The following is a 26,841-nucleotide window of genomic DNA, read 5'->3' as shown; positions in this document are numbered from 1 at the left end:
TATTTGCAGGATTACTCTCGTGCTCTGGATAGTCAGCGCCGGCGTGCTGGGCTGGTTGTTTGTGAAAGGAGAGACCACCCCTTCCGCCGATGGCCGAACGGCCGTGCTTCTGGCTCCAGCAGAACGCGACTTTATTCTGGCGGAAATGCGACAACTCTTACGAGCGGTGCATGGCATCGTGACGGGAGTGAGTGATACGGATCAGACCCAAGGACATGCTCAGGCTGCAGCGGCCGCCCGCTCGGCCGGAATGAAAATGGCCGTCGATGACAATCCAGGACTCATTCTCAAACTTCCGCTTCCCATGAAACAACTCGGCATGTCCGTGCATCGGGATTTTGATGAACTGGCGGATGCGATCAACGCCGGCACGACATCCCAGGACATTCTTCAACGCCTGTCGACTATCACGACCAGGTGCCTAGCCTGTCACGAGATGTATCAAATTAGGGAGGGATAAAAATGTAAAACCTTGGAATACTCCGGACAGGCATCATCTGCTGATAAGGTAAACCAACCATGCAGGGCACGCGTTCCTGGAGACATTGGCATCCTGAGAGGAACGAAAAATCTCGCCAAGCCGTGGCCTCCTCGACCTGGCACAGATCTTTCGCCATGCCTGCCCTGAGCGGAGTCGAAGGGGGCTCAAGATGACAACATGGTTAGGCAAAAACCGAGTCATCAGGTGTTTATCCCATGTCCGAAAATTCGAATCAAAGTTATAACCGTATTCACGTTCCATAACATTTCAGAAGTCCCCTAGAGTCCCAACAGCCAAGATGACCAAAGAACCCACCACCACCACTGAGGCCCCTTCCCCATCGCCAAGCGATACGGCCTGGCATACTCTTCCTGTCGCGGACGTGGCTCAACGGCTGGGAGTCGATCCGCAAACAGGGCTGAATGCCCGGGAAGTCCGTCGCCGGACTCGTCGTTACGGACACAATACGATTCCCGAACACCGGCAGCGGAGTCTCTCTCGAATCTTCATCGATCAATTTTCCGACTTCATGATCCTGGTGCTCCTTGGGGCCGCCATCGTCTCAGGCATGTTGGGGCAGCGAATGGATGCCTTGGCGATTATTATCATTGTGATGCTCAACGGCATCATCGGATTTGTGCAGGAATATCGAGCGGACCGAGCCATGCAAGCCATCAAAAAACTCTCGACTCCCGCGACACGTGTCCAACGTGAGGAGCAGATCGTGCCGCTCTCCACGCTCGACCTGGTACCAGGTGACATCGTGCTACTGGAAGCCGGAGATCTCATCCCTGCCGATCTTCGATTAGTCGAAGCGGTTCAACTCAAAGTGGATGAATCTACGCTCACAGGCGAGAGCGTCCCGGTTGACAAACAGACGGACCCCCTCAACGACCCGAAACTTTCGCTGGGTGATCGGCGGAATATGGCCTATAAAGGCACACTCATGACATATGGCCGGGGCACGGGAATCGTCATCGGCACCGGCCTTCAGACCGAGTTAGGACAGATTGCCTCTCTCCTGCATAAAGACGAAGACATTAAAACGCCCTTACAACAACGCCTGACGGTCTTTGGACGACGCCTCGCGTTGGCCGTCCTCGCCATCTGCGTGGTGTTATTTGCCGTTGGGGTCTGGCGGGGTGAGCCGCCGGTGCTCATGTTCCTGACCGCCGTCAGTTTGGCCGTGGCCGCCATTCCGGAAGCCCTCCCGGCCGTCGTCACAATTTCTCTGGCATTGGGCGCGCGAAAAATGGCCAAAAAACAGGCATTGATCCGGCGACTGCCCGCTGTGGAAACATTAGGGTCCGTCACCTATATCTGTTCGGATAAGACGGGCACCCTCACACAAAACTCCATGCGGGTAGAGCAACTGTCTGTGGCCGGGGACATACTGACCCCGCCCACCAGTAAACAACCCGGCATTGAAGTTGATCTCCACAATCCCATCGATCTGTTTTTCCTGGCGTTGGCATTGAACAACGATGCCAAGGCTCAGACCGAAGGCCCGACATTGGGCGATCCCACGGAAATAGCCTTATATCTGGCAGCCAGCCAGGCCGGGTACGACAAAGATACATTGGAGGCCACGAACCCACGCATACAAGAACTCCCCTTCGACTCCGACCGCCAATGCATGACGACCCTGCATCGCACGCCAGAGGGAGTCCTCTCCTTCACCAAAGGATCGCCGGAAAAACTTCTGCCTCTGTGCGAATCCATGCTCACACAGACCGGCCCTGGCCCTGAATCCCTGGCAACAGACAGACTGTTGGAGCAGGCCGAACACATGGCCAATGAAGGGTTAAGGGTCTTGGCAGTGGCCTATCGCCACTGGGACCAAGCTCCTTCGGAAATAACTCCTTCGGTCGTCGAACGCCAGCTTACTTTTCTGGGATTTGCCGGCATGATGGATCCTCCACGGGAAGAAGCCGCGCAGGCGGTCGCCCTCTGTCGATCGGCGGGCATCAAACCCGTCATGATCACCGGCGATCATCCAGGCACCGCCAAGGCCATTGCCTCACGGGTCGGCATCATCAATAAGGAGACCACGGTGTTGACCGGCCAGGAGTTGGAACACCGTTCCCCCGAAGAGCTGGAGCAAATTGTTGAGCACACCCGCGTCTATGCCCGCATCACTCCCGCGCAAAAAATTGCCATCGTCAAAGCTTTGCAAACGAGGGGAGAGTTCGTCGCGATGACTGGCGACGGGGTGAATGACGCCCCCGCCTTGAACCAGGCCAACATCGGCATCGCGATGGGGCGAACCGGCACAGACGTGGCCCGGGAAGCCTCCGACATGATTCTGTTGGATGATAACTTTGCGACCATTGTCACCGCCGTCCGGGACGGACGCCGGATCTATGACAACATCCGCAAATTTGTGAAATATACGATGACAAGCAATTCCGGAGAAATTTGGACAATTTTCCTGGCGCCGTTATTCGGGCTGCCGATTCCCCTGCTTCCGATTCAGATCTTATGGATCAATCTCGTCACCGACGGCCTGCCCGGCCTCGCCCTCGCCATGGAACCCGAAGAACGCAACATCATGGAACGCCCGCCCCGCCCACCGAATGAAAGCATCTTTGCCGGCGGTCTCTGGCAACATATCTTGTGGGTAGGACTACTCATGGGTGGTGTGTCGCTGGCTACTGAAATGTGGGCCTACGAGGCCGATCAGGGAGAATGGCAAACCATGGTGTTTACCGTCCTCACCCTCTCACAAATGGGCCATGTGTTGGCGATTCGTGCGGAACAGGAATCATTTCTTCAGCGGGGACCGTTGACCAATCTCTGGTTATTTGGAGCCGTCCTCCTCACGTTTGCCCTTCAGATGGCCACGATATACATGCCCTTCCTCAACCCCATCTTCCATACCATACCCTTAACCCTGGACCAATTAGCCCTCTGCCTCCTCCTGTCAACTGTCGTATTTTTCGCCGTAGAACTCGAAAAGTGGGTCAGGCGTCGCGGTTGATAACTCTGGCAGAAACTACAGTCTTTCCATATAATTTCCGCTTTGCTCGGGGGCACAATTCCCCTAATTGGAATGATCAGAGATGCCTGGTTTCGTCCTGACTGCCGAGCCACTTTTGTTTCGGCAAAAGTAGCCAAAACCATGGACGCCCCGCCCGGTCACGAATGGACGGACGCAACCCAGGGGAGGGCGGGCCAACTCGTTGCACTCAAACAATGCCCGCCAAGTGATGAGAGCGTCCGCCCATGGATCCGGGCGGCAGGCGTCGGACAATGGGAAGGTTAAGGTCCTCAGGGAATTCCATGTGGAATGGCCGCTTTACTGGCATGATCAAAGAGAAGAAGCCTTTGGAAATTATTTGGAATAACTATAGTCCATCTTTCCCGCAGTCAAATCCTCCCTTTTGAGAAGAGTTTCGATTTTCCCCTGAATGCTCTCCTCTACATTTGTTCGGTTGCTCCTCATTTACTCTCTGGTATAATCCCCAGGGAGGGAAGAAATATGGCTACTATTGCAGAACGTATTACTGTGAACGTTGACCAATGCGGTGGCCGTCCCTGTATCCGGGGAATGCGGATTCGTGTGACGGATGTCCTGGCCCTCTTGGGGAACGGGCTCACCCCTCAACAAGTCCTAGAAGAATTGCCCGATTTAGAAGCGGAAGATATTCAAGCCTGCCTTAAATTTGCCAGTGCGCGTGTGAACCATCCCATGGTTACCTCTTGATTCTGTGGATCGACGCTCAACTGTCTCCTCAGTTAGCACCCTGGCTCACTATTACCTTTTCTATTCCCGCTCAATCCGTCTCCTCTCTCGGCCTTAGAGATGCCAGTGATCTGGAAATATTCCAATCCGCTCGACAAGCCGGTGCCACCATTATGAGTAAAGATCAGGATTTTATGGATTTGGTGATGGTGCATGGCGTCCCACCGCAAATCATTTGGGTTACGTGTGGGAACACGTCAAACGCCTACCTTTGCACCCTTCTTCAAAGGACATTCCCAACTCTACTGACGCTTCTGAAATCCGGTGAGCCTCTGGTTGAATTATCCGGCAGGCTCTAAGGCTTGAGAGCCTGCCGACAGAGAATTTCCCAACATTGGAAAAGAAGGACCCAGGGAGATTTCCTTACTCGCAGTTCCTGAAAAGTGAGGAGACCATGAACAAAAGTAACGCCTATCAACCAGACCTAATTGCATGCCTACATGATGCGGGTGAAGTCGAAGAAAATTTGAACGCAGCACTGGAGGAAGACGATCCTGAATTGTTTTTATTGGCGCTAAGCAATGTAGCCAAAGCTCAAGGGGGCGTGGCACAACTCGCCGAGAAGTCCAAACTTAATCGTGAAAACCTGTATAAGATCCTCTCTGGACGGGGAAATCCGGAATTCAAAAGTCTCGATGCACTTTTGTATGCGTGCGGATTCCGTTTCGCCATGACCACGAAACGTTAGACTTGAAACATAAAGACTCAGAAAGGATCGCGGCCGTGGGCACAGAAATCCCTTGATGTGATATTGTAAGACCTACCCCCCAAACCAGGATAAACATTCCGGCCAACTTTTTCTTGTAAGGCTCCCTTGTCGCGATTGCGATATGGTTGTAACGGTCGTGCACGAGCCGAGGATAATGGCCGCCGCCCCCTATCCTGGGAAAATAGACTGTGTAAGAAATTTAAGGGGTCGCCCCTCTGGTTATGGCTTCGGATAATCGGTGACCTATTGTGGCAGAGCGAGGAACGGACGTACCTACATTTTCCCCAGGTAAAAGCAATTGCTATGAAGCTCAGTAGTCATAATCCACTGAATCTGGATGCATCACACTCTCTATCCCACGATGCTTAAGCCCCTTTTGCATTGCACGCTGGATTAGCATAAAACTGGGGATTTCCAACAAAGATTTCCCATATATTCTTTTGGCTTTAAATCTTTCGGGGATTTCAGAGCACGGCAAGTTAAAGGGGAAAATGCCAGAGCGATCAAATTTCCATTTCTTCAACAACTTCAATCGTAGTTTTAAAGAGCGGCAGATGACAGACACAAGCCATCCATCCAAGGCTTTCAATTGTTCTTCATCATTGACCAATGGGTAAAAACTAAGAATCCCTTTAAAATAGATTCTTTTAGTTCTGCCACTTAAGTAATTTCTTAGCTGTTGACCGGTCAGCCCACCATACAAATAGCGCCTAATCTGCATTATAGCTGTAAGCAAAGCTGCATCTTTATCATTCGCAGGGATTATCATACCCTTCAGCTCACTACCTCGTAAGGGTTGTATGAGATTTCTATAGAGCAAATATGAGATTTGCTTTTTGATCTTCTTCAATGATGCATCTTTTATAGATACTGCGGTCACGGATATTGAATAACCTAGAAAATCAAGCTTTGTTTTGGTGCTCTTGAGTTCTGTAGGTAAATCTTCCTTTGTTAATAGGTTTATTCCATCTGATTTTTTAGCGTTAATCGGTATGCCGGCTAATGAAGAGAACTCGTTAATAATTGTAAAGGCTTTGCAAATCCTTTGATAATCGGGACTCCAAATCACAGTGTCGTCTGCATACCGGGCAAATTTTAGACCCTCTCTTTCAAGCCCTAGATCTAGCCTCCAACATACGAGGTTGGCTAAGAACAATGAGATCGACGTACCTTGAGGAATCCCTCTCGTTCTACCCTTTAGGAAAGAATTGATCACATGCCTTTCTTCGTCACTAATAAAAAAACCGTTCTCATCATATTGGGCCATCAAATAATCATGAGAAATTGATCCAAAAAAATCAGAAAAATCAAACTCTGCGATAAATGATCTTGCGTCTCTCGATATATCTAGCCAAATATCCTGAATAGCGAAATGAACGTTTCGATCATTCCTATAGGCATAAGAAAATGAACTAAACCTATGTTTGTTTTTAGCCAATAGACGGTTGTAAAAAATTCTTGATACTGCGGCATCAGGTATCTGGTAAACGGCGATTGACCTTAGACCTCCACCCGGCTTTGGAATCTCCTTTGTATGTGGGGGGTATGGCTCGTAAGTCTGCTCTGATATTTTTTTAGCAATTGAGCAAGCTATGCTTTTACTTTTTCTTTTGACATAAAAAGGATTAAACTTTTTATCTTCCTGCCAGTAATCAGGCCTTTTTATGGTCTTTTTGGGAGGATCCGAAATCCTTTTTTTGTTTCGAAGATACTCATTATGAAGGGCATTATGATATGCATGATATCGAAGAATCAGCTTATCTGATTCTTCATCAATTATTTTTCTGAGGTAGTCTTCTAAATACATTCTTTCTCCAAAATACAGAAGGCCCGATCAAAAGACCGGGCCTTCCACGGACACAACCACGTAAAAGTAAGTTGCCATTTGGTTGAAAAAGTTTTGACGCTTTTCCCCCAGGAGTTCGTTCATGGAACGATCTATAGGGTGTCCGTTCTTTCCCTGGGAAAGTAATTTTTATCCTATCACTTTGCTTTCGAATTTTCACACATAACATTAATTAGCCTAATCCGCCCAAGATGTGGAATTTCGTTTTTCTATCCACGAACCCTTTCTCCTGTCGCATTCGAAAAACTACTTACCAACAGTCGCGGCCAATTCTCCGTCAATCGACGAAATATATCAAGGTAAAATAGATTCCTGCCAACGGCCCGCAGGAATGACAAGAGCGGAGAAGATGGATTCCCGATTAACAATGTCGGGTATGACAGAGTGGGGTAAAGAATTACTAGGGATATGCTGGAAAGGTGTGTACATCAGCTCTCATCGCTGGGGGAAAAGGATTGGTGCATTAGCCTTTTGGGGTCAGTTGTTGGAATGAAATTTCAGAAAGGTTTGCTTGAACATCGGCATGTTCAATGGTCATCCCAACAAGCTGGCCATTTTCATCAAGGTCAATCAGGATGTTTTCATTAATATCTTTAGTCTCCACCACATCTTGATTACTAAATTCGATATAGGCGGTGTCCGTGTCAGAAAAATATTTTACCTTCATTCGGTCTCCGATAGGATCCATCAAAAAACGCGTTACGACCCGTTTCCCTATCGGCTAACAGGATAACCCTGGGCGGCCTTTCCACCGGCTTCTTCAATTGACCCCACCAGCGAATTCGTCCATTAGGCTGAACCATTTCATATTCAGGCTCCATAACCACTGCACCCGCAAGCACCCACCCTCAGTCTGGTCATATACTCTAACAACCAACCGCCTCCCAAATGATGGCCAAGGATCAAGGGCGGTAGACTTCTTTTCTATCGCCGATCTTGAGAACAAGGACAATAAGTGCCTTTTCGCGGATTGTATAAATGATGCGATAGCTTCCCTCCCGAACACGGTACAGGTCATCTTCACCAGACAGCTTCTTGACGCCCTGTGGACGGGGGTTGACCTGCAGCGTCTTGAGACGTTTAATCAGACGCTTTTGAACTGCTTGGGAAAAGGCCTTGAGCTGCCTTTCCGCAGGAGGGGCGAGGAGAATCGAATAGGCCATCGGAAGGGGTTAGAGACCCAGTTCCTTCAGAATCCCATCAAGGGACTTCGCGCCTTTCTTCTTAGTTTCAGCCAAGGCGGCTCTGGCGTCGACAAGGTCCATTCGATCTTCCAACTCTTCCAACAATCGCAGGTCGGCAATCGGGACGACGGCTGCGACTTCTTTCCCGCGCCGGCGCAACACCACGCGCTCGTTGCCGTATGCCACACGATTGATCGTATCCGCAAATCCTTCTCGTGCTTTGCTGGATGGTAAATGTGCCATAAACTACCTCTTTTCCCTTCCTCTCGAATGAACGTATCGTACGAATTGTACAAATGGTACTTTTCATGAAACGGGAAGTCAATCGGAGAAATCTGAACTTACAGAGCTGTCAGGAAGGCAGAACTGCTCCACGTGCCAGAAATGGGCCCTGACGCAATAAGACACGACTGCCTGTAGGGAGGAATACACATTGACAGAGGATAGATACTGACGCCAGGCACCATCTACTTGAGTGCCTGGTGCCTGAAGAATTTCCCGGTCTTGGCGTTGATGAGCGTGCTTCTTCCTTCCGCCTGGTCACTGACGATATTCCAATAGGCGCCCTGGCTTTTGGTGCCTTGCTGCATGATGTGGAGGGTCATCATCGCTCGATTTTTCCCCTTGAGCCCTTTCTTTTTCCCTTCTGTGATTGCCTGCGCACTATCAATAAAATCTCCATCCACCGCATCCGTAAAGCTCGACGGCACTTCAATCGCTTGATCAATCTTGCTATCCTTCACGTCCACCTTGTACCCCTTTTTTGCCTGAGGTGAATAAAAGAGATAGCTCCACTTCCTCGACGTGCCCTCCATATCTCCTGATACGGTGATGATTTGGACCAGAACCACGTCCGCCTGCCATTTCCTGGCCGATTCCTGGGCTTGTGAGAATCCGGTTTTTGCCGTCGCTCCTCCAGCAAACACCAGTGATGCACAAAGCGAAAATACCACGGCGATCATGATAGAAAAGAGGTTGAGTCGTGTCGATCTCATAGGAATTTCCCCTTTAAAGGTGTTGCAGAGATGGATGGCACGCCCCTGATTGAACTACAACAAACCGCTTACCTGTCGAGGACCATGAACATTGAGTATTCTGAATAACCCTCAGATCAGGTGTGGCGTACGGTCCGGCTCTCATGCTCCTTGTTCTCGTGTAAACCCGGCAACGTCCGCCCGGATCCATGCACCAGTTCCTGGTATTGAGGCAATCGAAAGGAGAAACAGGCCCCCTGCCCCACCACGCTCTCACACCAGATCCCCCCCCCTACCTTCTCGATCAGTTCCTTGGCGACCGCCAAGCCGTACCCTGTTGAAGGCTCTCCTCCCGTAGGTCTAGGGGTGAGTAGTACTCCGCGCTGGAAGAGTTTGGCCTGGTCTTCCTGACTCAGGCCCGGGCCCTCGTCTCGAACACGACAGACCACCCAATCCTGCTGGGGCACCACATCGACCCATATTCGCTTCCCGGGTGGTGAGTACTTCACGGCGTTCGAGAACAGGTTATCCAACGCAGCAGCGGTGGCGACACGGTCAGTCCACACAGGAGGAACACCGCCCGTGGAACCCAAAAGACACTGAATCTGCTTCTGATCCGCAATGCGTTGATAAAAGAGGCGAAACCTCTGCGCCATGATCGGCAACTCCACCTTTTCGAAACGCATTTCGGCGTCCAGACCGGTCTCGGTATTCACCAGTCGACTGACCGTGTGCGCCATCAAATTTGTGGCCTGTTGCAAGGACTCAAGCCCGGTGCGGATTTGCTTGTCCGGATGGTCCGCTAGCATCAACAGGAGTAATTCAACCGTTCCGCCGGTCACGGTGAGATAATTGTTCAGGGCATGTGCGGCAAAATGGACAGCACTCTCACTGATTGCCGGCAGTTTCTCCATTTCGTACAACACCTGCTCCAACTCCGCCCGGGCTCTGAGAATGCCGGACACGATTTGATTCTTATCTTCCCCCATGAACGCTCCTCCCTGCGATGGCCATCGCGATCTTCTCGGAGTAGGTGAAGCCCAAACAACTTGAGACTGATCCGCCTAAACTGCGGAGTGCCGTCTTCTTCAATATCATCAGAGTCATTGGGATCTCATGATAAATACAGGTGAACCTCGTTTGCATGACTATGGTGCCTCAATAGTTGCCGCAATGCCTGGCTACATTCAATGATGGGATTATCATTACATCCCCAGGAGCCTAGGGCTTGAGGCAATGTGCCATTCTCCTTCTCCTGCCCGCATCCCGACACGCAACAGCTACACAGCTTGTGTCAATTTTTCTTCAAACAGCGAATTAAGTCAAGAAAAAACAAGCCGGTTGCTACACGGTTCTGAAAAAGAGAAAGCCAAAGGAACGACCCACAATTGCTCACAAATTTCGAGGCCTGCCATGTTTGTGGAACACCCCGTTCGAATCCAGGACTGCCGGGAATTTTCATGCCAAACCTGTACGGAATCAGTTGATCAACCTACTCTTCATTAATGGCCGTCATTCCCTTTCTGCACACGCCACTTACCATGCTTGCTCTGGTTGTCAGCTCCTCTCTCGATAGGGCCTTCCTGAGGCCAGGCCGTTTCCCGGAATCTCTGGACGACCGAGTGGAGCGGATGTTTTAAAAACGATCCACACCGTTTTTCTTTCGGATCCACGAGGGTGATTAAATTCATCATTTTCTATTCTGAAATCACCGGAAAATTGCGACTTTTCTAAGCCTGAATTGATCGATACAAAACTTTCTATTTCAACCTCAGGAACTGATGCGGTGTAAACCAGAGAAAGATTATTCACCATCCGAAAATTTTTATGTGAAGGGAAGGACCGGCTACGTATAGGCCTTTTGGCTCAAGGACCGCCATGTTCCTAATTTGTTACCTTGCGTCTTCTATGGAAATTGGTATCGTCGGTCTACCCAACGTCGGCAAATCCACGATTTTTAACGCGTTGACCTCTGGAAACGCGGCCGCATCGAATTATCCATTTACGACAATCGAGCCGAACGTCGGCGTCGTAGCCGTTCCTGACCCGCGTCTTGCGCGCCTGACCGAGTTGGTCAAACCCAAGAAAACCGTGCCAACTTCCTGCCGTTTCGTCGATATTGCCGGTCTGGTGAAAGGGGCTTCCCAGGGTGAAGGCCTCGGGAATAAATTTCTCGCAAATATCCGCGAAGTCGACGCGATCCTTCACATGGTGCGTCTCTTTCAGGATCCCGACGTGGTGCACACCATGGGCGGCGTGGACTATCGGCGGGATATTGAAGTGATTGAAACCGAATTAATGCTCGCGGACCTGGACAGTCTCACCAAACAGTACGACAAGGTCACAGCCAAAGCGAGGTCCGGAGATAAGGCCTCGAAAGAGGCACTTGTGGTGCTCGATATCCTGAAGAATGGTCTTGAAGCGGGTAAGCCGGCGCGAGCACTGGGCCTCGAACCGGAAGTCCTCAAGAATTTTTTCCTGCTCACCACACAGCCCGTGCTCTATGTCGGGAATACCGATGAGAATCCGGATCCGGCGATCCTTGCGGACTTTCAGGCATTCGCCAAGGAGCGCGGATCGGAATCGGTCGTGATCTGTGGCAAACTCGAAAGTGAAATTGCTCAACTATCCGGTGAGGACCGCGAAATTTTCATGAAAGATTTGGGCATGGAGCAGAGCGGCTTGGAGAAGGTCGTCGTCGCCGCTTATAAAACACTCGGGCTCTGCTCGTTCCTCACCTCCGGAGTGCAGGAGGTCAGGGCCTGGACCATTCCCATTGGAGCCAAGGCCCCACAAGCGGCCGGGGTCATCCACACCGACTTCGAGAAGGGCTTTATCAAGGCCGACATTTACGCCTTCACGGACATCGACACCCACAAGTCGGAAGCCGCCCTGCGCGAGAAGGGCTTGATCCGCTCCGAAGGAAAAGAATACGTCGTCAAAGATGGCGACGTCTGCCACTTCAAGTTTAACGTCTAGACGGGTTTTTGCTTGCCGGCATGCTGGCGGGCACGTTAGGATTCAACCGACAACGCGTTTTCCCTCCCAATCGCTGGCTTTCCGCATTTCCAGTTTGGTCGACAAGGACCTATCCTGGCTCATGTCATTCTCTCTAAATGAAGAATTTTTCATGTCCGCTTCATAGCTGCTTCATGTAGATGGTCTATTCTAAATTTATGAACAGCCAGTTGATTCCATCAATTTCTTAAGAAGGAGGATGTATCATGAAGGGAATCCACACATTCAGTCTATTGGGCGCCTCAGCTCTCTTGTTGACTTCCCTTGGATTGGCCATAGGTGATGACGGCCGGGAGAAGGTCGCCGTGGCCAATCTGCCCACTTCGGTCACCATGGAAGAAGCCATTAAAACCGCGACGACTCAATTTCCAGGAAAGGTGATTGAAGCCGAACTGGAAAGTGAAGACGGAAAAGTGATCTATGAAGTCGAGATTGTCAACGCTGCCGGAGAAATCAGGGAGATTGAGATTGACGACCAATCCGGAAAAATCCTGAGTTCTGAACTCGAGGACCAGGAAGCGCACGAGAAGGGCGCCTCTCAGAAGGATTGCGGAGAAGCCTAATACATCGTCAAGGCCCCATGCGTAAGAAAGAGTATGGGGCCTTTTCTCCTTTCCCCACACTGACGACACACAGGAGGAACCATCTTTGAGCTGCGGGTACTTCCCATGTTCGTGCATTTCCTCATCCCCTTGCAATTCACCACTATGCTATTTGACGACGCAGGAGCATAGTTCAAACGGAACAATTTCGGTAATGGCGATTTTGACTTCTCATCGTGGGGTTTCTCGGAGGGGTTGCGGCCGCGATTACCGGCACCTGGGCAGAGGAGGCTATCAAAAGGACCGGAATTGCCAAATCGATGATTGAGACCCACGAGGCCCTCGCTTTTGTGAGCTTAGGAATTTTCGGAGTCCTCCTATGGGGTCGGCTGGTGCTGCGAGACAAATTTAGGCGGAAGACCTCGTTTTCGTATTTTTTGATTGCGGCAATCAGATTAGGCACACTAAGCGCCAAAGGTCGCTATGGGGGAGATTTGGTCTACGAGCAGGGGCTGCCCTTGTGAAGGAGGCAGGACTCCTGCGAAGCACCTCCGGCCTTCACGATTATACTTTTCAGCGGGAGACAGATGCGTATTCTCTTAGTGGAAGATGATTCAAGTGTGTCAGGATTTATTGTGAAAGGTCTACGCGAGGAGCAATATGCTGTGGATCTTGCCACCGACGGTGAGATGGGATTAGCCATGGCCATGACCTCGTCCTATGACCTGATCATTCTGGATATCATGCTCCCAAAAATGAATGGCATTGATCTCTGCCGCCGGCTTCGAGCGAAACGCCAGACCACGCCCATTCTTCTGTTGACGGCACGGGAGGCCGTTGAAGATCGCGTGACCGGTTTGGATACCGGGGCAGATGATTATTTAACCAAACCGTTTGCCTTTGCTGAATTACTGGCACGTCTCAGAGCACTTCTCCGTCGTGGCAGTGCCCAGCCCACCCCCCGCCTCACAATCGCAGACCTGGAGCTGGATCCGGTTTCCCACCGTATTTCACGGGCAGGCCAGATCATCGTCCTGACCAACAAAGAATATTCTCTTCTGGAATATCTTATGAGAAATACGGGACGGGTATTGACCCGGACAGCCATTACTGAGCATGTATGGGACATTCACTATGAGTCCGTTACAAACATTGTCGATGTCCACATTAAAACCCTGCGTAGCAAAATGGACCGGGATTTTTCTCCACAGCTGATCCATACCGTACGGGGGATCGGTTACGTCTTAAAGATCCCGGATGCCTAACCCATGCAGGCCTTTCGCACTCGCATTCGTCTCGTCGCCTTGGGCTTCATCGTCATCCTCCTAGGCCTCTTTAGCCTGCTCCTCTACCTTGGATTTTCGACCATTTTGCACGGTCATATCGATGAAGAATTGGTCGCACTCGCCGAAGAGGAAAGTTATCGGGTGGACCTGGCCACCGACCATGTGGAAGTGTCCTCTCACCGGCAAGATGAGGGGAACAAAGAGGATGAAGAAGACGAACGAGAAGAATTTGATGACGAAGATGAATTACAGCAGGCCATCCGTTACAGCGCCATCCTGGATCCCACCGGCCGTATTCTCTGGAGTGGGCGGAGCACCGAGAACCGGATTCCAGTGGCGTCTCAGGTCATCGCTCAGGCTCTTAAAGGGGAAACGGTCTTCGAAACGTTTCACGAACCAGGCCGGTCCCCCATTCGCCGCATCTCGATTCCTCTTGCCATCGAGGACCACGGACGATTCATTTTACAAACGGAAAAATCTTTACAATTTGTCGAGGAAACTCTTCAGTGGTTGGCATGGCTTCTCTGTGGGGCCTCCGCCATCTCGCTCTTGTTTGCCTGGTGGGGAAGCGGACGTTTGGCCGGTGAAGCCCTGGCACCGGTCAAGGCCTTGAGTCAGACAGCGGAAACCATTTCCGGACAGACACTCTCCACCCGTCTCACACTCACCTCCCCCTACGCGGAATTTCAACGCCTCGCCCACACCTTTAATGGCATGTTGGACCGCTTGCAGCAGGTCTTCGAAGGACAACGTCGCTTCGTGGCCGATGCGGCCCATGAACTGAAAACCCCGTTAACGGCAATGAAAGGCAATTTTGAGGTCAGCTTGCAGCGGGCACGGTCGGGAGAGGAATACCGGGAGACTATTCTCTCCAACCTGGCTGAAGTCGATCGACTCACCGCCATGACCAAATCCCTCCTTACTCTCGCACAATTCGCCGGCGACCGCCCACCACTCGCGCTGCAAACTCTTGACCTCCCGCCTCTTGTCGAAGACGTCGTGAGCGAGTTGTCCGTGTTAGCTCACGAAGGCGGTATCCATCTGCAGACGGAGTTTGAACCTGTACCTCCTTTCCTTGGAGATGCCTCACAGCTCAAACAAGCCCTGATCAATCTGCTGGATAATGCGCTACGGCATACCCCTTCAGACGGAACCATAACCGTTCGAGTCCGGTTTCACGAGGGGTCAATCCGTCTATCCGTAGAGGATTCCGGGCCGGGAATTGATTCCCAACATCTCCCTCACCTGTTTGAGCGATTCTATCGAATCGACCAGGCACGGGATCGCCATTCAGGAGGAACAGGCCTGGGATTGGCAATCGTCAAAGAGATTGTCGAAGCCCACGGAGGAACGATCCATGCACAGAGTCAAGTCGGATACGGCACCACATTCACAATCACCTTCCCAACCGGAAAGAACCACCGTTAACATGAACGCCCTGATAGTCTGTTGTCAGAGGAGATTTTTTGTCCGAATGAGTCATTCATGAAGAAACTGAACCACAGGTATTGGAGATGGATCCCTGTTTTTTGCCTTCTCGGGCTGTTCCCTTTGGGTTGTTCCGACACCCAGCCACCAGCGGGTAGCCCTCCGGACAAAGATCCGGCTGTTTCCTCTACCGATCTTAGCCCCCATTCCGAACAAACCTTTCATGTGGATCATGTCCCTGACCAAGCGCGTCAACGAATCCGAATTGAAGAAGTTAAAGAACGCCTGACCCCGCATTCAATTTCGGCTCCGGGACATGTCGCCCTTGATCTCTCCCACGTGGCAAAAGTTTCCTCTCGCATCCCCGGGCAAGTGGATAAGGTTATGGTGCAATTAGGGGATCGGGTGAATAAAGATCAGCCGCTCGCGGCCGTTGAAAGCATGCGCTTGGATGAATTAGTCCAGGAATACCTGGTGGCCAAATCCAAATTGGATGTGGCCTCCAGCAACTTTAGGCGAACCAAACAACTCCTGGCTGAAAACATTATTTCTCAACGTCGGTTTCTGGAAGACCGTGGACAGCAGATTGAAGCCCAGGCCGTCTATCAACACGTCCGGGAAAAGCTCCTGAACATGGGGCTCAGCCCACAGGAACTCCAACAAATGGAGCATGGGAGCCATTTGGAGGGCCACAAATATTTGCTCCGGGCCCCTCTTAGTGGAACCGTCGTGAATCAAAAAATCGTGCTGGGTCAGGGCGTAGCGGCAGGAGACGAGTTCTTTGAAATTGTGGATACCAGTCAGGTGTGGGTGTTTGCCAATCTGCCAATCGAGCATGCCCGTCGTTTCAAGGAAGGCGATCAAGGCGAGGTTCTTCCCCGTGGTGGAGAGCCCATCACTGCCCGGCTCACCTATATTGCCCCGGTCGCAGATGCCACCACCCGCACCATTCGCGTGCGATTCGACGTTGAGAATTCTAATGGCCGGCTTAAGCCCAATGAATATGTGGACGTGCGGTTGATCGATCAACAACAGCCCGTCTTATCCATTCCTCTATCGGCCTTGACGATGGTAGAGGGCGTGCGCGGAGTGTTCGTTCAACGGGGCAACGGATACGATTTCGTGTTTATTGAAACCGGCCAGGAAGGCGGGGGACTTGTGGAAATCAAACGGGGCTTAAAACTGGGAGAACACGTGGTCACCGAAGGTGTCTTCGATCTGAAAAACGCCATCATGAAACCATCCGCCCATGAACATTAACCACCATCACCGTGGGTGAGAACGTGGAATTTGCGCACAAATATGCGTGTTATTTATCAAGGCATGCCTGACGAATCAGGTTCTCTTCTTTCGTGTTCCCCGCAATTAGTCAAATGATGAAAACCCTATAACTCCATGGAACGTCTTCTCACACTCTCACTTCAATATCGATTTTTTACTGTCGTCGCCTTGCTTTTGGTCAGCGCCTCCGGAATGTGGTCGCTGACCAATCTCACCATCGATGCGGTTCCCGATCTCACCCCTGTCCAGGTGCAGATCCTCACCCGTTCACCCGCGCTCGGTCCGATTGAGGTGGAACAATTCATCACGTTTCCGATTGAAACCGCACTCAGTGGCATACCGGGATTACAGGAAGTGCGTTCGGTCTCACGTTATGGCTTATCGGCCGTGACGGCGATCTTTGAGGAACACCTGGATCTCTATTTTGTCCGACAACTTGTTAGCGAACGTCTGGCGTTGGCGACAGAGCGCATTCCCGCCGCTTATGGACGACCGATGATGGGCCCCTTATCAACCGGCCTCGGAGAAGTCTACCAATTCACGCTCACAGGGCAGGGGCACAGTCCCATGTTCCTGAGGACACTTCTGGAATGGGATATCGGCAGGCGGCTTCGTGCCGTTCCCGGTGTGGTTGAAGTGAATATTTGGGGCGGAGAAACCAAACAATTTCAGGTGGTGGTCGACCCCAGTAAGCTCCTCGCCTTCAATCTCACCTTAAAAGCCGTGTTTGATGCCCTCGCGCAGAACAATGCGGTTGCCGGAGGCGGATACATTGAACATGAGCGGGAGCTGTATCTCATCAAAGGAGAAGCCATGGCTTCGACGGTTACCGATTTAGGGCAAATTGTCGTGAGTCATGGGCCGGGTGGCGTTCCTATTTTCATTAGAGATCTTGGGGAAGTCAAAGAAGGTGCGGCCTTGCGGATAGGCGCGGCCACGCGGATGGGTGAGGGGGAAACGGTTATCGGAATGGTTCAGATGCTGGCAGGGGCCAATGCTCAGCAGGTCGTCGAACAGGTGAAGAAACGGGTCAAGGAGATTCAATCGACGCTTCCACCGGGTGTCCTGATTGAACCCTATTATGACCGGACCCTTTTTGTTTCAAAAGTCATCAACACCGTCAAAAATAATTTACTCGAAGGAGGTCTGCTGGTCATCGCGATTCTCTTTTCATTTCTAGGAGACGTTCGGGCCGGATTTATTGTGGCCTTAGCCATACCTCTTTCCATGCTGATGGCTTTTACCGGCATGTATCACGCTGGCATCTCCGGAAATCTGATGAGCCTGGGTGCGATTGACTTCGGACTGCTGGTGGATGCATCGGTCGTCATGATCGATAATATTCTGCGAAAGCTCGGGAAGGTCACCAGCCAGTCGAAGGAAGACAAACTGGCAACGATTCAGAGTGCGGCACGGGAAGTGTTAAGACCCATTGTGTTTGCAGTCGGCATTATTATCGTCGTGTATCTTCCCATTTTGTCCTTGGTTGGGTTGGAAGGCAAAATGTTTCGGCCCATGGCTATGACTGTCATTTTTGCCCTGGCGGCTTCACTCCTCTTTGCGGTAGGAGGCGTGCCGGTACTGGCCTATTGGTTCGCACGCGCCCGACCGAATCATGAAGAAACCTGGCTCATTCGGCATGCCCGAGGCCTTTATCAACCCTGGTTAGACCTGTCCATAAACCGGCCGGCATGGGTCGTGATTCCAGGCATCGTGCTGTTTACCCTCAGTCTGTTGATTGGATCGCGCTTAGGGATCGAATTTGTTCCTCGATTAGAGGAAGGGGATATGGCCATTCAAGTATGGCGCCTCCCCAGCGTCTCCATGACTGAATCAGTGCAAACGGCCTTGGAGGTAGAACGGGCATTGAGGAAATTTCCCGAAGTCGTCCAGGTGGTCACAAGGACTGGAAGTCCGGAAGTGGCCACGGACGTGATGGGCATTGAACTATCTGATGTCTTTGTTGTCCTTAAGCCGCAAGACGAATGGACCACGGCCACCTCCAAAGAGGCATTGATCGACACATTCAAAACGGCTGTTCATGAAGCGGTTCCCGGTGTTGGCATGAGCTTTACGCAACCGATTGAGATGCGATTCAATGAACTCATTGCCGGCACCCGTTCCGACCTCGCAATCAAAATTTTCGGGGAGGATCTTGAGGTCTTACGCCATCAAGGAGATTTGGTGGCACGTTCCCTCGAACAGGTGCCCGGCGCTGCCGATGTGAAAGCGGAACAAGTGACCGGGGTCCCAAGGATTCGGGTGATCGTGGACCGTGATCAAATCGGGCGATACGGGTTGAACGCCAAAGACCTGTTAAACATCATTGAATCTGCACGAGTGGGCCAGACGGTTGGAACCGTCTTTCAGGGACAACGCCGCTTTGATCTGATAGTCCGCCTCTCGGACAATGCATCGGCCGGTCCGGTGGCGCTCGGCAATCTCCTGATCCCCACCCCGCATGGGGAACTGGTTCCGTTGTCCCGCGTGGCCACCATCAAAGTGGATGAAGGACCTGCGCAAGTTAGTCGACAGGATATTCAACGCCGGCTGGTAGTCGAAGCCAATATCCGTGGCCGTGATCTGGGTTCCTTTGTCACCGAAGCCCAACAAATCATTCGCGACCGAGTTTCCCTCCCTCCCGGATACTACCTTGAATGGGGCGGACAATTTAAACATCTCGAAGAAGCGTCACGCCGACTGGCCGTCGTGGTGCCGATTACCTTACTGCTTATCATCGCCATTCTTTCGGTGATTTTTGGAACAATTCGTCCGGCCTTCCTCATATTTTTGAATGTACCCCTCGCTCTGTCGGGCGGTATTTTTGCCCTTTGGATTCGAGGCCTTCCGTTGAGTATCTCGGCGGTCATCGGTTGTGTTGCCCTTTTCGGAATTGCGGTCTTAAACGGTGTCGTTTTGGTAAGCCGTATCCAAAGACTTGAAACCGAAGGGCTTCCGACCCGGGACGCGGTGGCACAGGGAGCCATGGATCGTCTTCGCCCTGTCTTGATGACCGCCCTCGTCGCAAGTTTGGGTTTTTTACCGATGGCCGTCGCTACCAGTATGGGAGCGGAGGTCCAACGGCCTCTGGCCACAGTCGTGATTGGCGGTTTGATCACGTCCACGGCTTTGACCCTATTTATTATTCCAGCGTTGTACGGCACCGTCTGCCGTTCCAACAAACAACCAGCCATACCCAATCAGTCTCACACCAGCACCATCTCAACCTGAGAAGGATGGTGTTGTCACAAGAAGGGAACTTGTCATGTGGTTTAAACAGATCATTTGCCTCATCATGCTATACGGTCTCTGCTGGCAACCCGCGTTGGCAGCGACTGACACCACACCACAGGCTGCGGCCCCGACCTATAGTCTGAAAGAAATTCTGAACATGGCCTTAGAGAAAAATCCCCTTATGAACGAAAGTGAGGGGGTCATCGAACAAAGAGAAGGAGACAAAATCTCTGCCTCCGCTTATCCCAACCCCACCCTATGGGTTCAGAGTGGACGTGGAACCGTCAGAGAACCTACCGGTCCGACTCTCACCGAACGATATGCCACCCTCTATCAGCCCATCGAATGGCCGGGGAAACGGGCGGCACGACAACAGGCAGCTCAAGCAGGATTGGACGGAGCCCTGGCTTCAAAAGAAGAAGCCAAACTGAATTTGATTGCCGCAACCAAAGAGGCTTTCTATGACCTCTTATTCGCCGAACGCCAAACGGCGACGGCCATCCAAAATGTTCGCACGATGAAAGAAGTCCAAAAGGCCGTGATTCGTCGTGTTGACGCCGGTGAAGCACCCCCATTTGATGCCGTGAAAATCCAGGTAGAGAGCATGAAAGTTCAAAAAGAGGTCGCCCGGACCAGGGGTGTGGTCCAGTCTATCCAAGCCTCATTAAATAGCCTCACTGCCGGGGCGTTGGGGCTTGAATTCTCCATTGATGGCGATTTCGCCATCTGGCCTGGAGCCTTACATCTCGAAACACTCTCGCAGCAGACTCTGGCGAACCATCCCATCATTACCAAATGGAAAAAACTGATAGCACAAGCGCAGCACACCCACCGTCAGGAACAACAGGCTCGCGTGCCCGATGTGACGCTGAGTGGAGGATACCAGCGAGACGCAGGCCGAGAAGCCTATATCGCCGGGGTTTCCATTCCTTTTCCGGTCTGGAATCAACGACAGGGGGACATTGCCCAAGCCAAAGGCGCACTGCGACAACGGGAAGCGAGCCTCCTTCGGGCCAAGCAGGACCTGCTCAAAGGCATCGCCCAGCAGATCCAACTTTCTCAAGCCGCTGCGGCGCAAATTGCCACATACGAAAAAGGGTTGCTCAAACAGGCACAAGAGGCGCTACGTATCGCTCAAGTCAGCTTTAAATACGGGGAGGCCAGTCTGCTGGATGTGCTGGATGCCCAACGGGTCTTGCGGCAAACACACATTGACTATGCGCAGGCCAAATACGATCTCTCGATCGCTCTGACCGAACTGGAACGCGTCACCGGCGGAACCGTACAACCCTGAATCACCACTAGCTTATGCGGTCCAAAAAAGCGCCACCCGATCCATCCTACTTCCATTTTTTCGCTACTATCTTTTACTTCCCTTGTGTGCTACGATTTTTTTTAACTCATCGCTCTGGGCTTAGCTTTGAGAGTTCAATCACTCAAGCCCGTAACCGGTGTTGTTTAGCCCGAGAGAATAACTCGGAAGTGTCTGACCTGAGTGGCGTGGGAATAGCGTCCGTGGCCTACCTCTTCCAAATGTTTTACCCTTCTCGAGCCTCAGACAATATCATCTTTTTAAAAGGAGGAACCCCATGGGTTCAAAATTGTATGTAGGTGGGTTGCCGTATTCAGCGACTCAAGCAGAATTAACCGACCTGTTTTCGGCACACGGCACCGTCGAATCAGCTAACGTCATCAGCGACAAGTTCACCGGCCAATCGCGCGGGTTCGGATTTGTTGAAATGTCTACCGGAGAGGAAGCGCAAGCCGCAATTGCAGCCTTGAACTCTACGGAGTTCGGTGGCCGTACATTGACGGTAAACGAGGCCAAACCCCAAGCTCCACGAACCGGTGGCGGCGGAGGTGGCCGGGGTGGATTCGGTGGCAGTGGCGGAGGCGGAGGAGATTTTGGAGGAAAACGGCGCAGCCGATTCTAACGATTACTCAATACGTCTGATAATAAAGGGAGAGGTCCACAAGGCCTCTCCCTTTTTTTATTCTATTCCAGGATTTCAAATGGTTACCCTGAGGATCTCACCATGATGACGGCAGACAATAGCACTCCCAACCCTAACAACAGGGTCAAACGGCCAAGCAGAGGAGCGAATCGGAGAAGGAGCCCTTCGCCAAACGATAATTCGGAAGCGGCCTTACTCTTCAGGTTACGCACTTTCGTTCCCATAATCCGATCGTGAGTGAAGGACACTAGAACTAACAGGAACACCAGGATCAGTTTCGTGAGGACAACAGGTGGCCAAGAGAAAACAGGAACCCCGAAATTGATGATATTTCCGAGAAGGACCGACCCCGTCGCCACCAAAATGAACAGAGCGATCCATACCAGCGTTCTAAATCGACGAGCAAGGCTTATAAACCCTCGTTGGGCGGAAGGAGGGTCAGAGGCCTGCCTCAGAAGAGGGACTGCGACAAGGGAGAGGAACAGCATTCCTCCAATCCAGAAGGTTGCTGCAATCAGATGGGTCCAGACTAGAATAATGTAAAAGAAATTCACTTCCTTAATTGTAGCGGGATTGATCCGAACTCACCACATGGAAATGTATTCGACCTCGGGGAAAAACCATTTCCAGTGAATAGAAAAATCTATTATACAGAGTAACCACTTCAGACAGGCGAATACTTGAAACGGCTTCCCTCTGTAATTTAATCCGAGTCAGAATGCAAACCACGATGACCTAGGTGCTGCCGCTTATATAGACGGCGGAAATTCCCTCTCCAATGCCTCCTGGGTTACCTCGGCCCGATCGCAATCTCATCTCCGCCACCCTCCTTCTTTACCTCACCTTTACCTCACCGAACATTAAAACGCGAAGCCGACATACGCACCGGCGGTGCCGAAATTATTCGTCGTATCTGTTTGACCGGTAGCGAGATGAAATCGGCCATCCACTCCGAGATGAATGGCTTTCCAAATTCGATACTGCGCCCCGAGTGCGAATTGGACACCGATATCCAGGACGGTCGTATCATTTGAAGGAGGACTGATGACGTGGAAGTCCAGCCCTGCCGGAATTATCCAGGGACGGAATCGGCTGCCTTCCATAAACATGATTTTCGGTGCCACATTCACCGTCAACATCGTGATTTGGACCTTTTTATTCGTTTCCACTGAGCAAGTCGGGACGCCTGCAAGGGCACAGGTGCTGGGAACCGCCTGCGTCACGTTTTTGGAATTAAACCGTTTATATTCCACCCCAATTTCACCCAATACCCAGGTTCCAGGAAACAAATCCCAAATATCTCGCGTGAGAACCAGATCCAGTCCAGCGCCCACATAATAGCCGTTATTACTATCATTGGATCCACTTAATCCGAAAACATCCGTCTCTACTTCATTGGAACGATCATTCACTAACCCTGCCCAGCCTCCACGGAAAAACACCATGTTTCCGGTTTCTTGTTCAGCACCTGGGGATTGGGAGAGCGTTTTCTGCTCCAAACGCTCCAGCCTTTCGTCTACGCTTAAACCCTGGGCCTGACTCATTCCCGGTACTGCCCACAGCACGCACCCCACAAACCATGCACATATGCTCAATTGTGCCACCAACCGGTTTCTGCTCATCCTGTCACCTCCTCATTCAAAAATTGTGGTAGAACTTCAACCCGTCATGAACATGGCCCCGAATTGTGAGTCATCTCTGTTTCTCTCATCTTCAGTGAAAATGGGAAAAACCACTGAACGGGCCATAGGCTATACGATTCCCGACGGCGGGACCTTGTTGGAAAACAATGGTCAATCAGATAGTTATCAATCTTTTGAATAGGCCTAATGGCCTAAAGACGGCGAGAGCACGCAACATTAGGGAAGGGAGCCTGAGAGAAGGCTGGTTGATAAAAAACGAGACTGAGTAGAGCCAGAGCTAGGGAAAAACGATAGAGGATGGAAGAAGTGTTGAGGAGGAAAATTTCAATGAGAGGGGGACATGCCGGCAATTTTCGTCAAGCGATCGGCATTCATAATCGTTAATTCCCGTCCATGCACCGTAATGAGGTGATCTTCCTGGAAATCACGAAGAAGCCGGACCAAGGTCTCTACGGTGACAGCCGTCATTTGTGCAAGATCCTCTCGTTTGAGTTTGAGCGAAATGCGAATCCCTGCATCATCGTGTTTCCCGAATCGATCGCTCAACTTCAATAAGAGTCCGGCTAATCGCTCCCGTGCCGGAGTGAACGCAAATTGATCGGCTGCATTCAACACAGCCGTCATTTCTTTACTGAGCACCTGAACAAGTTTGACCGCTAACGCACCATGGTCTTCCAGAAATGCGAGAAAACTGGTGCGATCCAACAGACAAATTTGCGAAGGCTCCAAGACTTCACACGTAACCTGATGGACCGGCTGTTCCTGAAAAGCCTGTTTTTCCAGAAGTTGGCCTGAATCCAAAATGTCCACCAACCGCTGTTGCCCCTTGCGATTGAGCCGGGTCAGTTTCACACGCCCCTGGCAGAGAATATACAATCCCAGAGCCACATGCCCTTCATAGAATACAAATTGGCCGGCCTGATACATGGCCCTGCGTTTAATAAGCCCGAAGGGTTCTTCCACGGAAGGCACGAGTTGGCAGATATCAGACGATTCCCGATTGGGGCAAACTTCACATTCAGGAATGGTTGGAGAAGTGGGTGCTTTCATCGCTCCCTCCGGTACGTTTCGAACCATTGGACTATACCCGATTCCTGATATTCAACCAACCCCTTCGCACAGTAGACTTGATTATTTCTGGAGGATGAGTGTCCCTTCACGTCTCTCAGGAAAGAATATGCCCCCGTATGCATCTTCAGCAGTTTCAAATTACTTCCTGGGTCTTTATAATCTTCTCACTGCCCTATTCGTGAAAAATGTATCTTCTTATGACCAATTTGCCACAATCTGATCCTCCTCTTCTGTCTTCTCCGGCATACAAACGGGCAGACTCCGACCTTGATTATTTGCAGCGAGACGAACTCAGGGCGGTCCGGCTTCAACTGGAATGGTTTAAACCGGAACTGATCCAACAGGACGAGGGTATCGAATCCACCATTGTGGTGTTCGGCAGTGCCAGACTTCTGGAACCGGCCGCAGCCAAAGCCAAGCTCTTGATCGCGGAAGAAAAGCTGGCCGCCTCACCACACGATCCTGAAAAAAAACGGGGCGTGGCCATTGCCAAAAACCAGAAGGCGTATTCTCCCTACTATCAGGAAGCGCGGGAGTTTGGCCGCCTGGTGTCTTCCAGTTGTCAGATAGACGGACGTCGAAAATTCGTCATCATCACCGGCGGGGGTCCCGGTATCATGGAGGCCGCCAATCGAGGTGCAGCCGATGTAAAGGCCAAATCCATTGGACTGAATATTGCATTACCACATGAGCAATTGCCCAATCCTTATATTACTCCTGAACTGTGTTTTCAATTTCGTTACTTTGCCCTTCGGAAAATGCACTTCCTCAATCGAGCCAAAGCCTTGGTGGTCTTTCCCGGCGGATTCGGGACCATGGACGAATTATTTGAGACCCTGACCCTTCTTCAAACAGGAAAAGTATGTGACGTCTCAGTCGTACTCATCGGACGACCCTTTTGGGAAGATCTCATTAATTGGGAGAAATTTGTGGAGTATGGATTGATTGCGGGTGAAGACCTGCAATTGTTTCATTATGCTGAAACCGCAGGGGAAGCCTGGAGCATTATCATGGCCGAACATCCACTTGAAGCCCCCTCATGAAAATTTCGTTTCATGGAGCCGCCCGATCCGTCACGGGGAGTCGCCATCTCATTCACGCGGGATCCTCCCGCCTGCTTCTGGACTGCGGCATGTTTCAAGGGCATCGAGACCAAGCGGCCAAACTCAATCGTCACCTCGGCTTTGATCCAAAATCCCTGACAGCCGTATGCTTATCCCATGCCCACATCGACCATTCCGGGGCGCTTCCAGTCCTGGCCAAAGAAAAATTTCGCGGATCGGTCCATATGACGTCGGCCACGGCAGATCTGACCAAAATTTTACTGGAAGATTCCGCTAAGATTCAGCAAAGTGACTGCCGGTACGTCAACAAAAAAGAACGACGCAGAGGAAAAACATGTGTCACACCCTTCTATTCGATGGACGATGTCCAGAACATCACCAATCGGTTTCGAGGAGTCCGTTACGGGACCTCCCTCTCTCCTGCCCCCAATCTAAAGGTGCAATTTCATGATGCCGGGCATATCCTCGGATCGGCGGGAATCTGGGTCAAGCACCAGAGTCGTGGCAATACCACTTCGGTCTTGTATTCGGGAGACCTGGGAAGGGCCAACATGCCGATCCTTCGTGATCCTCATTTGCCTCCCCCCTGTGATGTGCTGATCATTGAATCGACCTATGGAGACCGACTGCATGAGGACGACCAAGCCAAACGAAAAACGATTGCGAAAGAACTCGTAGACCATGCGATTCAGCATAAAAGCAAAATTATTGTTCCGGCCTTTTCGGTTGGCCGCACTCAAGAAATTATCATGCGCATTAAGGAACTCGTGACCTATGAAGAAGTCGACCCCATTCCGATTTTTATCGACTCCCCTCTCGCGTTGAAAGCCACCAAAGTGTTTCGCCAACACCCGGAATGCTATGACGAGGAAACCTATCGCACTTTTACCTCGACCGGCGATGTCTTTGCCGCCAAATACATCAATTTCATCTCGACGGCTCAAGACAGCAAGCTTCTGAATCGGCGTAGCGGCCCCTGTGTGATTATTTCAGCTTCCGGCATGTGCGAAGGGGGGCGCGTCGTCCATCATCTCAAACATACCATTGAGGATGAAGCCAATGTGATCGTCCTGGTGGGATGGCAGGCCGAGCATACCTTAGGACGCAAACTGGCGGAGGAATGGGACACCGTCCCGATTTTTGGAATTCCCACGCGACGCCGTGCTCAAGTGGTCCGATTAAATGGATACTCCGCTCATGCGGACCGGGAGGATCTCCTCGCGTATGTCCGTGCCATCACCCCTCATCCTCGAAAAGTCTTTGTGGTGCATGGTGAAGAGCGCCAGTCTCTCGCCTTTGCCATGAGGCTGACCACGGAATTTCCCGGCATGGAAGTGGAGGTTCCTCGCCCGGATTCCATGTATGACATGTAATCCATGA

At 51.4% G+C, this 26,841-nt stretch carries 26 protein-coding genes; 16 read left to right on the top strand and 10 right to left on the bottom strand.

Annotation, left to right across the window (positions count from 1 at the left end):
* Positions 1 to 19 precede the first annotated feature (19 nt).
* From PJI16_15470 to PJI16_15450, 5 genes are all read left to right on the top strand, one after another.
* Entirely contained in the window at positions 20 to 460 is a 441-nt protein-coding gene (locus PJI16_15470; protein ID MDT3778965.1) for a hypothetical protein, read from the top strand.
* A gap of 319 nt (positions 461 to 779) precedes the next feature.
* A complete protein-coding gene (locus tag PJI16_15465) occupies positions 780 to 3,461 on the top strand; it encodes a calcium-translocating P-type ATPase, PMCA-type (GenBank protein MDT3778964.1) in 2,682 nt (893 codons plus the stop codon).
* 501 nt (positions 3,462 to 3,962) lie between these two features.
* A complete protein-coding gene (locus PJI16_15460; GenBank protein ID MDT3778963.1) occupies positions 3,963 to 4,187 on the top strand; it encodes a DUF433 domain-containing protein in 225 nt (74 codons plus the stop codon).
* Entirely contained in the window at positions 4,184 to 4,525 is a 342-nt protein-coding gene (locus PJI16_15455) for a DUF5615 family PIN-like protein (protein MDT3778962.1), read from the top strand. Before PJI16_15460 ends, PJI16_15455 begins: the two co-directional genes overlap by 4 nt.
* Before the next feature lie 95 nt (positions 4,526 to 4,620).
* Positions 4,621 to 4,914 carry a putative addiction module antidote protein gene (locus PJI16_15450; GenBank protein MDT3778961.1) on the top strand — a complete coding sequence of 98 codons (294 nt, stop codon included), beginning with the start codon at positions 4,621 to 4,623 and terminating at the stop codon, positions 4,912 to 4,914.
* Positions 4,915 to 5,245: 331 nt separating this feature from the next.
* Here the strand turns inward: PJI16_15450 and PJI16_15445 are convergent, their stop codons facing one another.
* The 7 genes from PJI16_15445 to PJI16_15415 all read right to left on the bottom strand — a co-directional run bounded on the left by PJI16_15445 (position 5,246) and on the right by PJI16_15415 (position 10,754).
* Positions 5,246 to 6,742: a reverse transcriptase domain-containing protein gene (locus PJI16_15445; protein MDT3778960.1), complete on the bottom strand. Its 1,497-nt coding sequence runs from the start codon at positions 6,740 to 6,742 to the stop codon at positions 5,246 to 5,248.
* 502 nt (positions 6,743 to 7,244) lie between these two features.
* A complete protein-coding gene (locus PJI16_15440; GenBank protein MDT3778959.1) occupies positions 7,245 to 7,448 on the bottom strand; it encodes a DUF2283 domain-containing protein in 204 nt (67 codons plus the stop codon).
* Between the two features lie 235 nt (positions 7,449 to 7,683).
* Positions 7,684 to 7,944 (bottom strand): type II toxin-antitoxin system RelE/ParE family toxin, encoded by a 261-nt coding sequence (locus PJI16_15435; GenBank protein ID MDT3778958.1) that lies wholly within the window; start codon positions 7,942 to 7,944, stop codon positions 7,684 to 7,686.
* 9 nt (positions 7,945 to 7,953) lie between these two features.
* Complete coding sequence (locus PJI16_15430; protein MDT3778957.1) at positions 7,954 to 8,208, bottom strand: type II toxin-antitoxin system Phd/YefM family antitoxin; 255 nt, start codon at positions 8,206 to 8,208, stop codon at positions 7,954 to 7,956.
* Between the two features lie 224 nt (positions 8,209 to 8,432).
* A complete protein-coding gene (locus tag PJI16_15425) occupies positions 8,433 to 8,960 on the bottom strand; it encodes a hypothetical protein (GenBank protein MDT3778956.1) in 528 nt (175 codons plus the stop codon).
* Between the two features lie 116 nt (positions 8,961 to 9,076).
* Complete coding sequence (locus PJI16_15420) at positions 9,077 to 9,928, bottom strand: HAMP domain-containing sensor histidine kinase (protein MDT3778955.1); 852 nt, start codon at positions 9,926 to 9,928, stop codon at positions 9,077 to 9,079.
* A gap of 568 nt (positions 9,929 to 10,496) precedes the next feature.
* Entirely contained in the window at positions 10,497 to 10,754 is a 258-nt protein-coding gene (locus tag PJI16_15415) for a hypothetical protein (GenBank protein ID MDT3778954.1), read from the bottom strand.
* A gap of 93 nt (positions 10,755 to 10,847) precedes the next feature.
* On the opposite strand from PJI16_15415, the gene ychF reads away from it, so the two are divergent.
* The 9 genes from ychF to PJI16_15370 all read left to right on the top strand — a co-directional run bounded on the left by ychF (position 10,848) and on the right by PJI16_15370 (position 21,662).
* Positions 10,848 to 11,918: a redox-regulated ATPase YchF gene (gene ychF / locus PJI16_15410; protein ID MDT3778953.1), complete on the top strand. Its 1,071-nt coding sequence runs from the start codon at positions 10,848 to 10,850 to the stop codon at positions 11,916 to 11,918.
* Between the two features lie 245 nt (positions 11,919 to 12,163).
* On the top strand, positions 12,164 to 12,520 hold the full coding sequence (locus PJI16_15405; protein MDT3778952.1) for a PepSY domain-containing protein: 357 nt from the start codon (positions 12,164 to 12,166) through the stop codon (positions 12,518 to 12,520).
* Positions 12,521 to 12,735: 215 nt separating this feature from the next.
* Complete coding sequence (locus PJI16_15400; protein MDT3778951.1) at positions 12,736 to 13,023, top strand: DUF2231 domain-containing protein; 288 nt, start codon at positions 12,736 to 12,738, stop codon at positions 13,021 to 13,023.
* 63 nt (positions 13,024 to 13,086) lie between these two features.
* The gene (locus tag PJI16_15395; protein MDT3778950.1) at positions 13,087 to 13,764 is read left to right on the top strand and encodes a response regulator transcription factor; all 678 of its coding nucleotides are present in this window, start codon (positions 13,087 to 13,089) and stop codon (positions 13,762 to 13,764) included.
* Between the two features lie 3 nt (positions 13,765 to 13,767).
* Positions 13,768 to 15,213 (top strand): heavy metal sensor histidine kinase, encoded by a 1,446-nt coding sequence (locus PJI16_15390; GenBank protein MDT3778949.1) that lies wholly within the window; start codon positions 13,768 to 13,770, stop codon positions 15,211 to 15,213.
* Between the two features lie 57 nt (positions 15,214 to 15,270).
* Entirely contained in the window at positions 15,271 to 16,473 is a 1,203-nt protein-coding gene (locus PJI16_15385) for an efflux RND transporter periplasmic adaptor subunit (protein MDT3778948.1), read from the top strand.
* Positions 16,474 to 16,608: 135 nt separating this feature from the next.
* Positions 16,609 to 19,725 (top strand): CusA/CzcA family heavy metal efflux RND transporter, encoded by a 3,117-nt coding sequence (locus PJI16_15380; protein ID MDT3778947.1) that lies wholly within the window; start codon positions 16,609 to 16,611, stop codon positions 19,723 to 19,725.
* Positions 19,726 to 19,759: 34 nt separating this feature from the next.
* Positions 19,760 to 21,022, top strand: coding sequence for a TolC family protein (locus PJI16_15375; GenBank protein ID MDT3778946.1), 1,263 nt, complete (start codon positions 19,760 to 19,762; stop codon positions 21,020 to 21,022).
* A gap of 295 nt (positions 21,023 to 21,317) precedes the next feature.
* Positions 21,318 to 21,662 (top strand): RNA-binding protein, encoded by a 345-nt coding sequence (locus PJI16_15370; GenBank protein MDT3778945.1) that lies wholly within the window; start codon positions 21,318 to 21,320, stop codon positions 21,660 to 21,662.
* Between the two features lie 83 nt (positions 21,663 to 21,745).
* Here PJI16_15370 and PJI16_15365 read toward each other — a convergent pair whose 3' ends face one another.
* The 3 genes from PJI16_15365 to PJI16_15355 all read right to left on the bottom strand — a co-directional run bounded on the left by PJI16_15365 (position 21,746) and on the right by PJI16_15355 (position 24,376).
* On the bottom strand, positions 21,746 to 22,171 hold the full coding sequence (locus PJI16_15365) for a hypothetical protein (protein ID MDT3778944.1): 426 nt from the start codon (positions 22,169 to 22,171) through the stop codon (positions 21,746 to 21,748).
* Positions 22,172 to 22,543: 372 nt separating this feature from the next.
* A complete protein-coding gene (locus tag PJI16_15360; GenBank protein MDT3778943.1) occupies positions 22,544 to 23,305 on the bottom strand; it encodes a hypothetical protein in 762 nt (253 codons plus the stop codon).
* 345 nt (positions 23,306 to 23,650) lie between these two features.
* Positions 23,651 to 24,376, bottom strand: a complete 726-nt coding sequence (locus PJI16_15355; GenBank protein ID MDT3778942.1) for a Crp/Fnr family transcriptional regulator — start codon at positions 24,374 to 24,376, stop codon at positions 23,651 to 23,653.
* Between the two features lie 218 nt (positions 24,377 to 24,594).
* Between PJI16_15355 and PJI16_15350 the strand changes: the two genes are divergently transcribed.
* Together PJI16_15350 and PJI16_15345 are read left to right on the top strand one after the other, a co-directional pair.
* Positions 24,595 to 25,440 carry an LOG family protein gene (locus tag PJI16_15350; GenBank protein MDT3778941.1) on the top strand — a complete coding sequence of 282 codons (846 nt, stop codon included), beginning with the start codon at positions 24,595 to 24,597 and terminating at the stop codon, positions 25,438 to 25,440.
* Positions 25,437 to 26,834 (top strand): MBL fold metallo-hydrolase, encoded by a 1,398-nt coding sequence (locus tag PJI16_15345; GenBank protein MDT3778940.1) that lies wholly within the window; start codon positions 25,437 to 25,439, stop codon positions 26,832 to 26,834. The genes PJI16_15350 and PJI16_15345 overlap by 4 nt, the downstream gene beginning before the upstream one ends.
* Positions 26,835 to 26,841 lie beyond the last annotated feature (7 nt).

It is taken from the genome of Nitrospira sp. MA-1 (assembly GCA_032139905.1).
In the GTDB taxonomy this organism is placed as follows: domain Bacteria; phylum Nitrospirota; class Nitrospiria; order Nitrospirales; family UBA8639; genus Nitrospira_E.
Note: the sequence above shows the minus strand (reverse complement) of the source record. Positions and strands in the feature narration are given on the sequence as shown.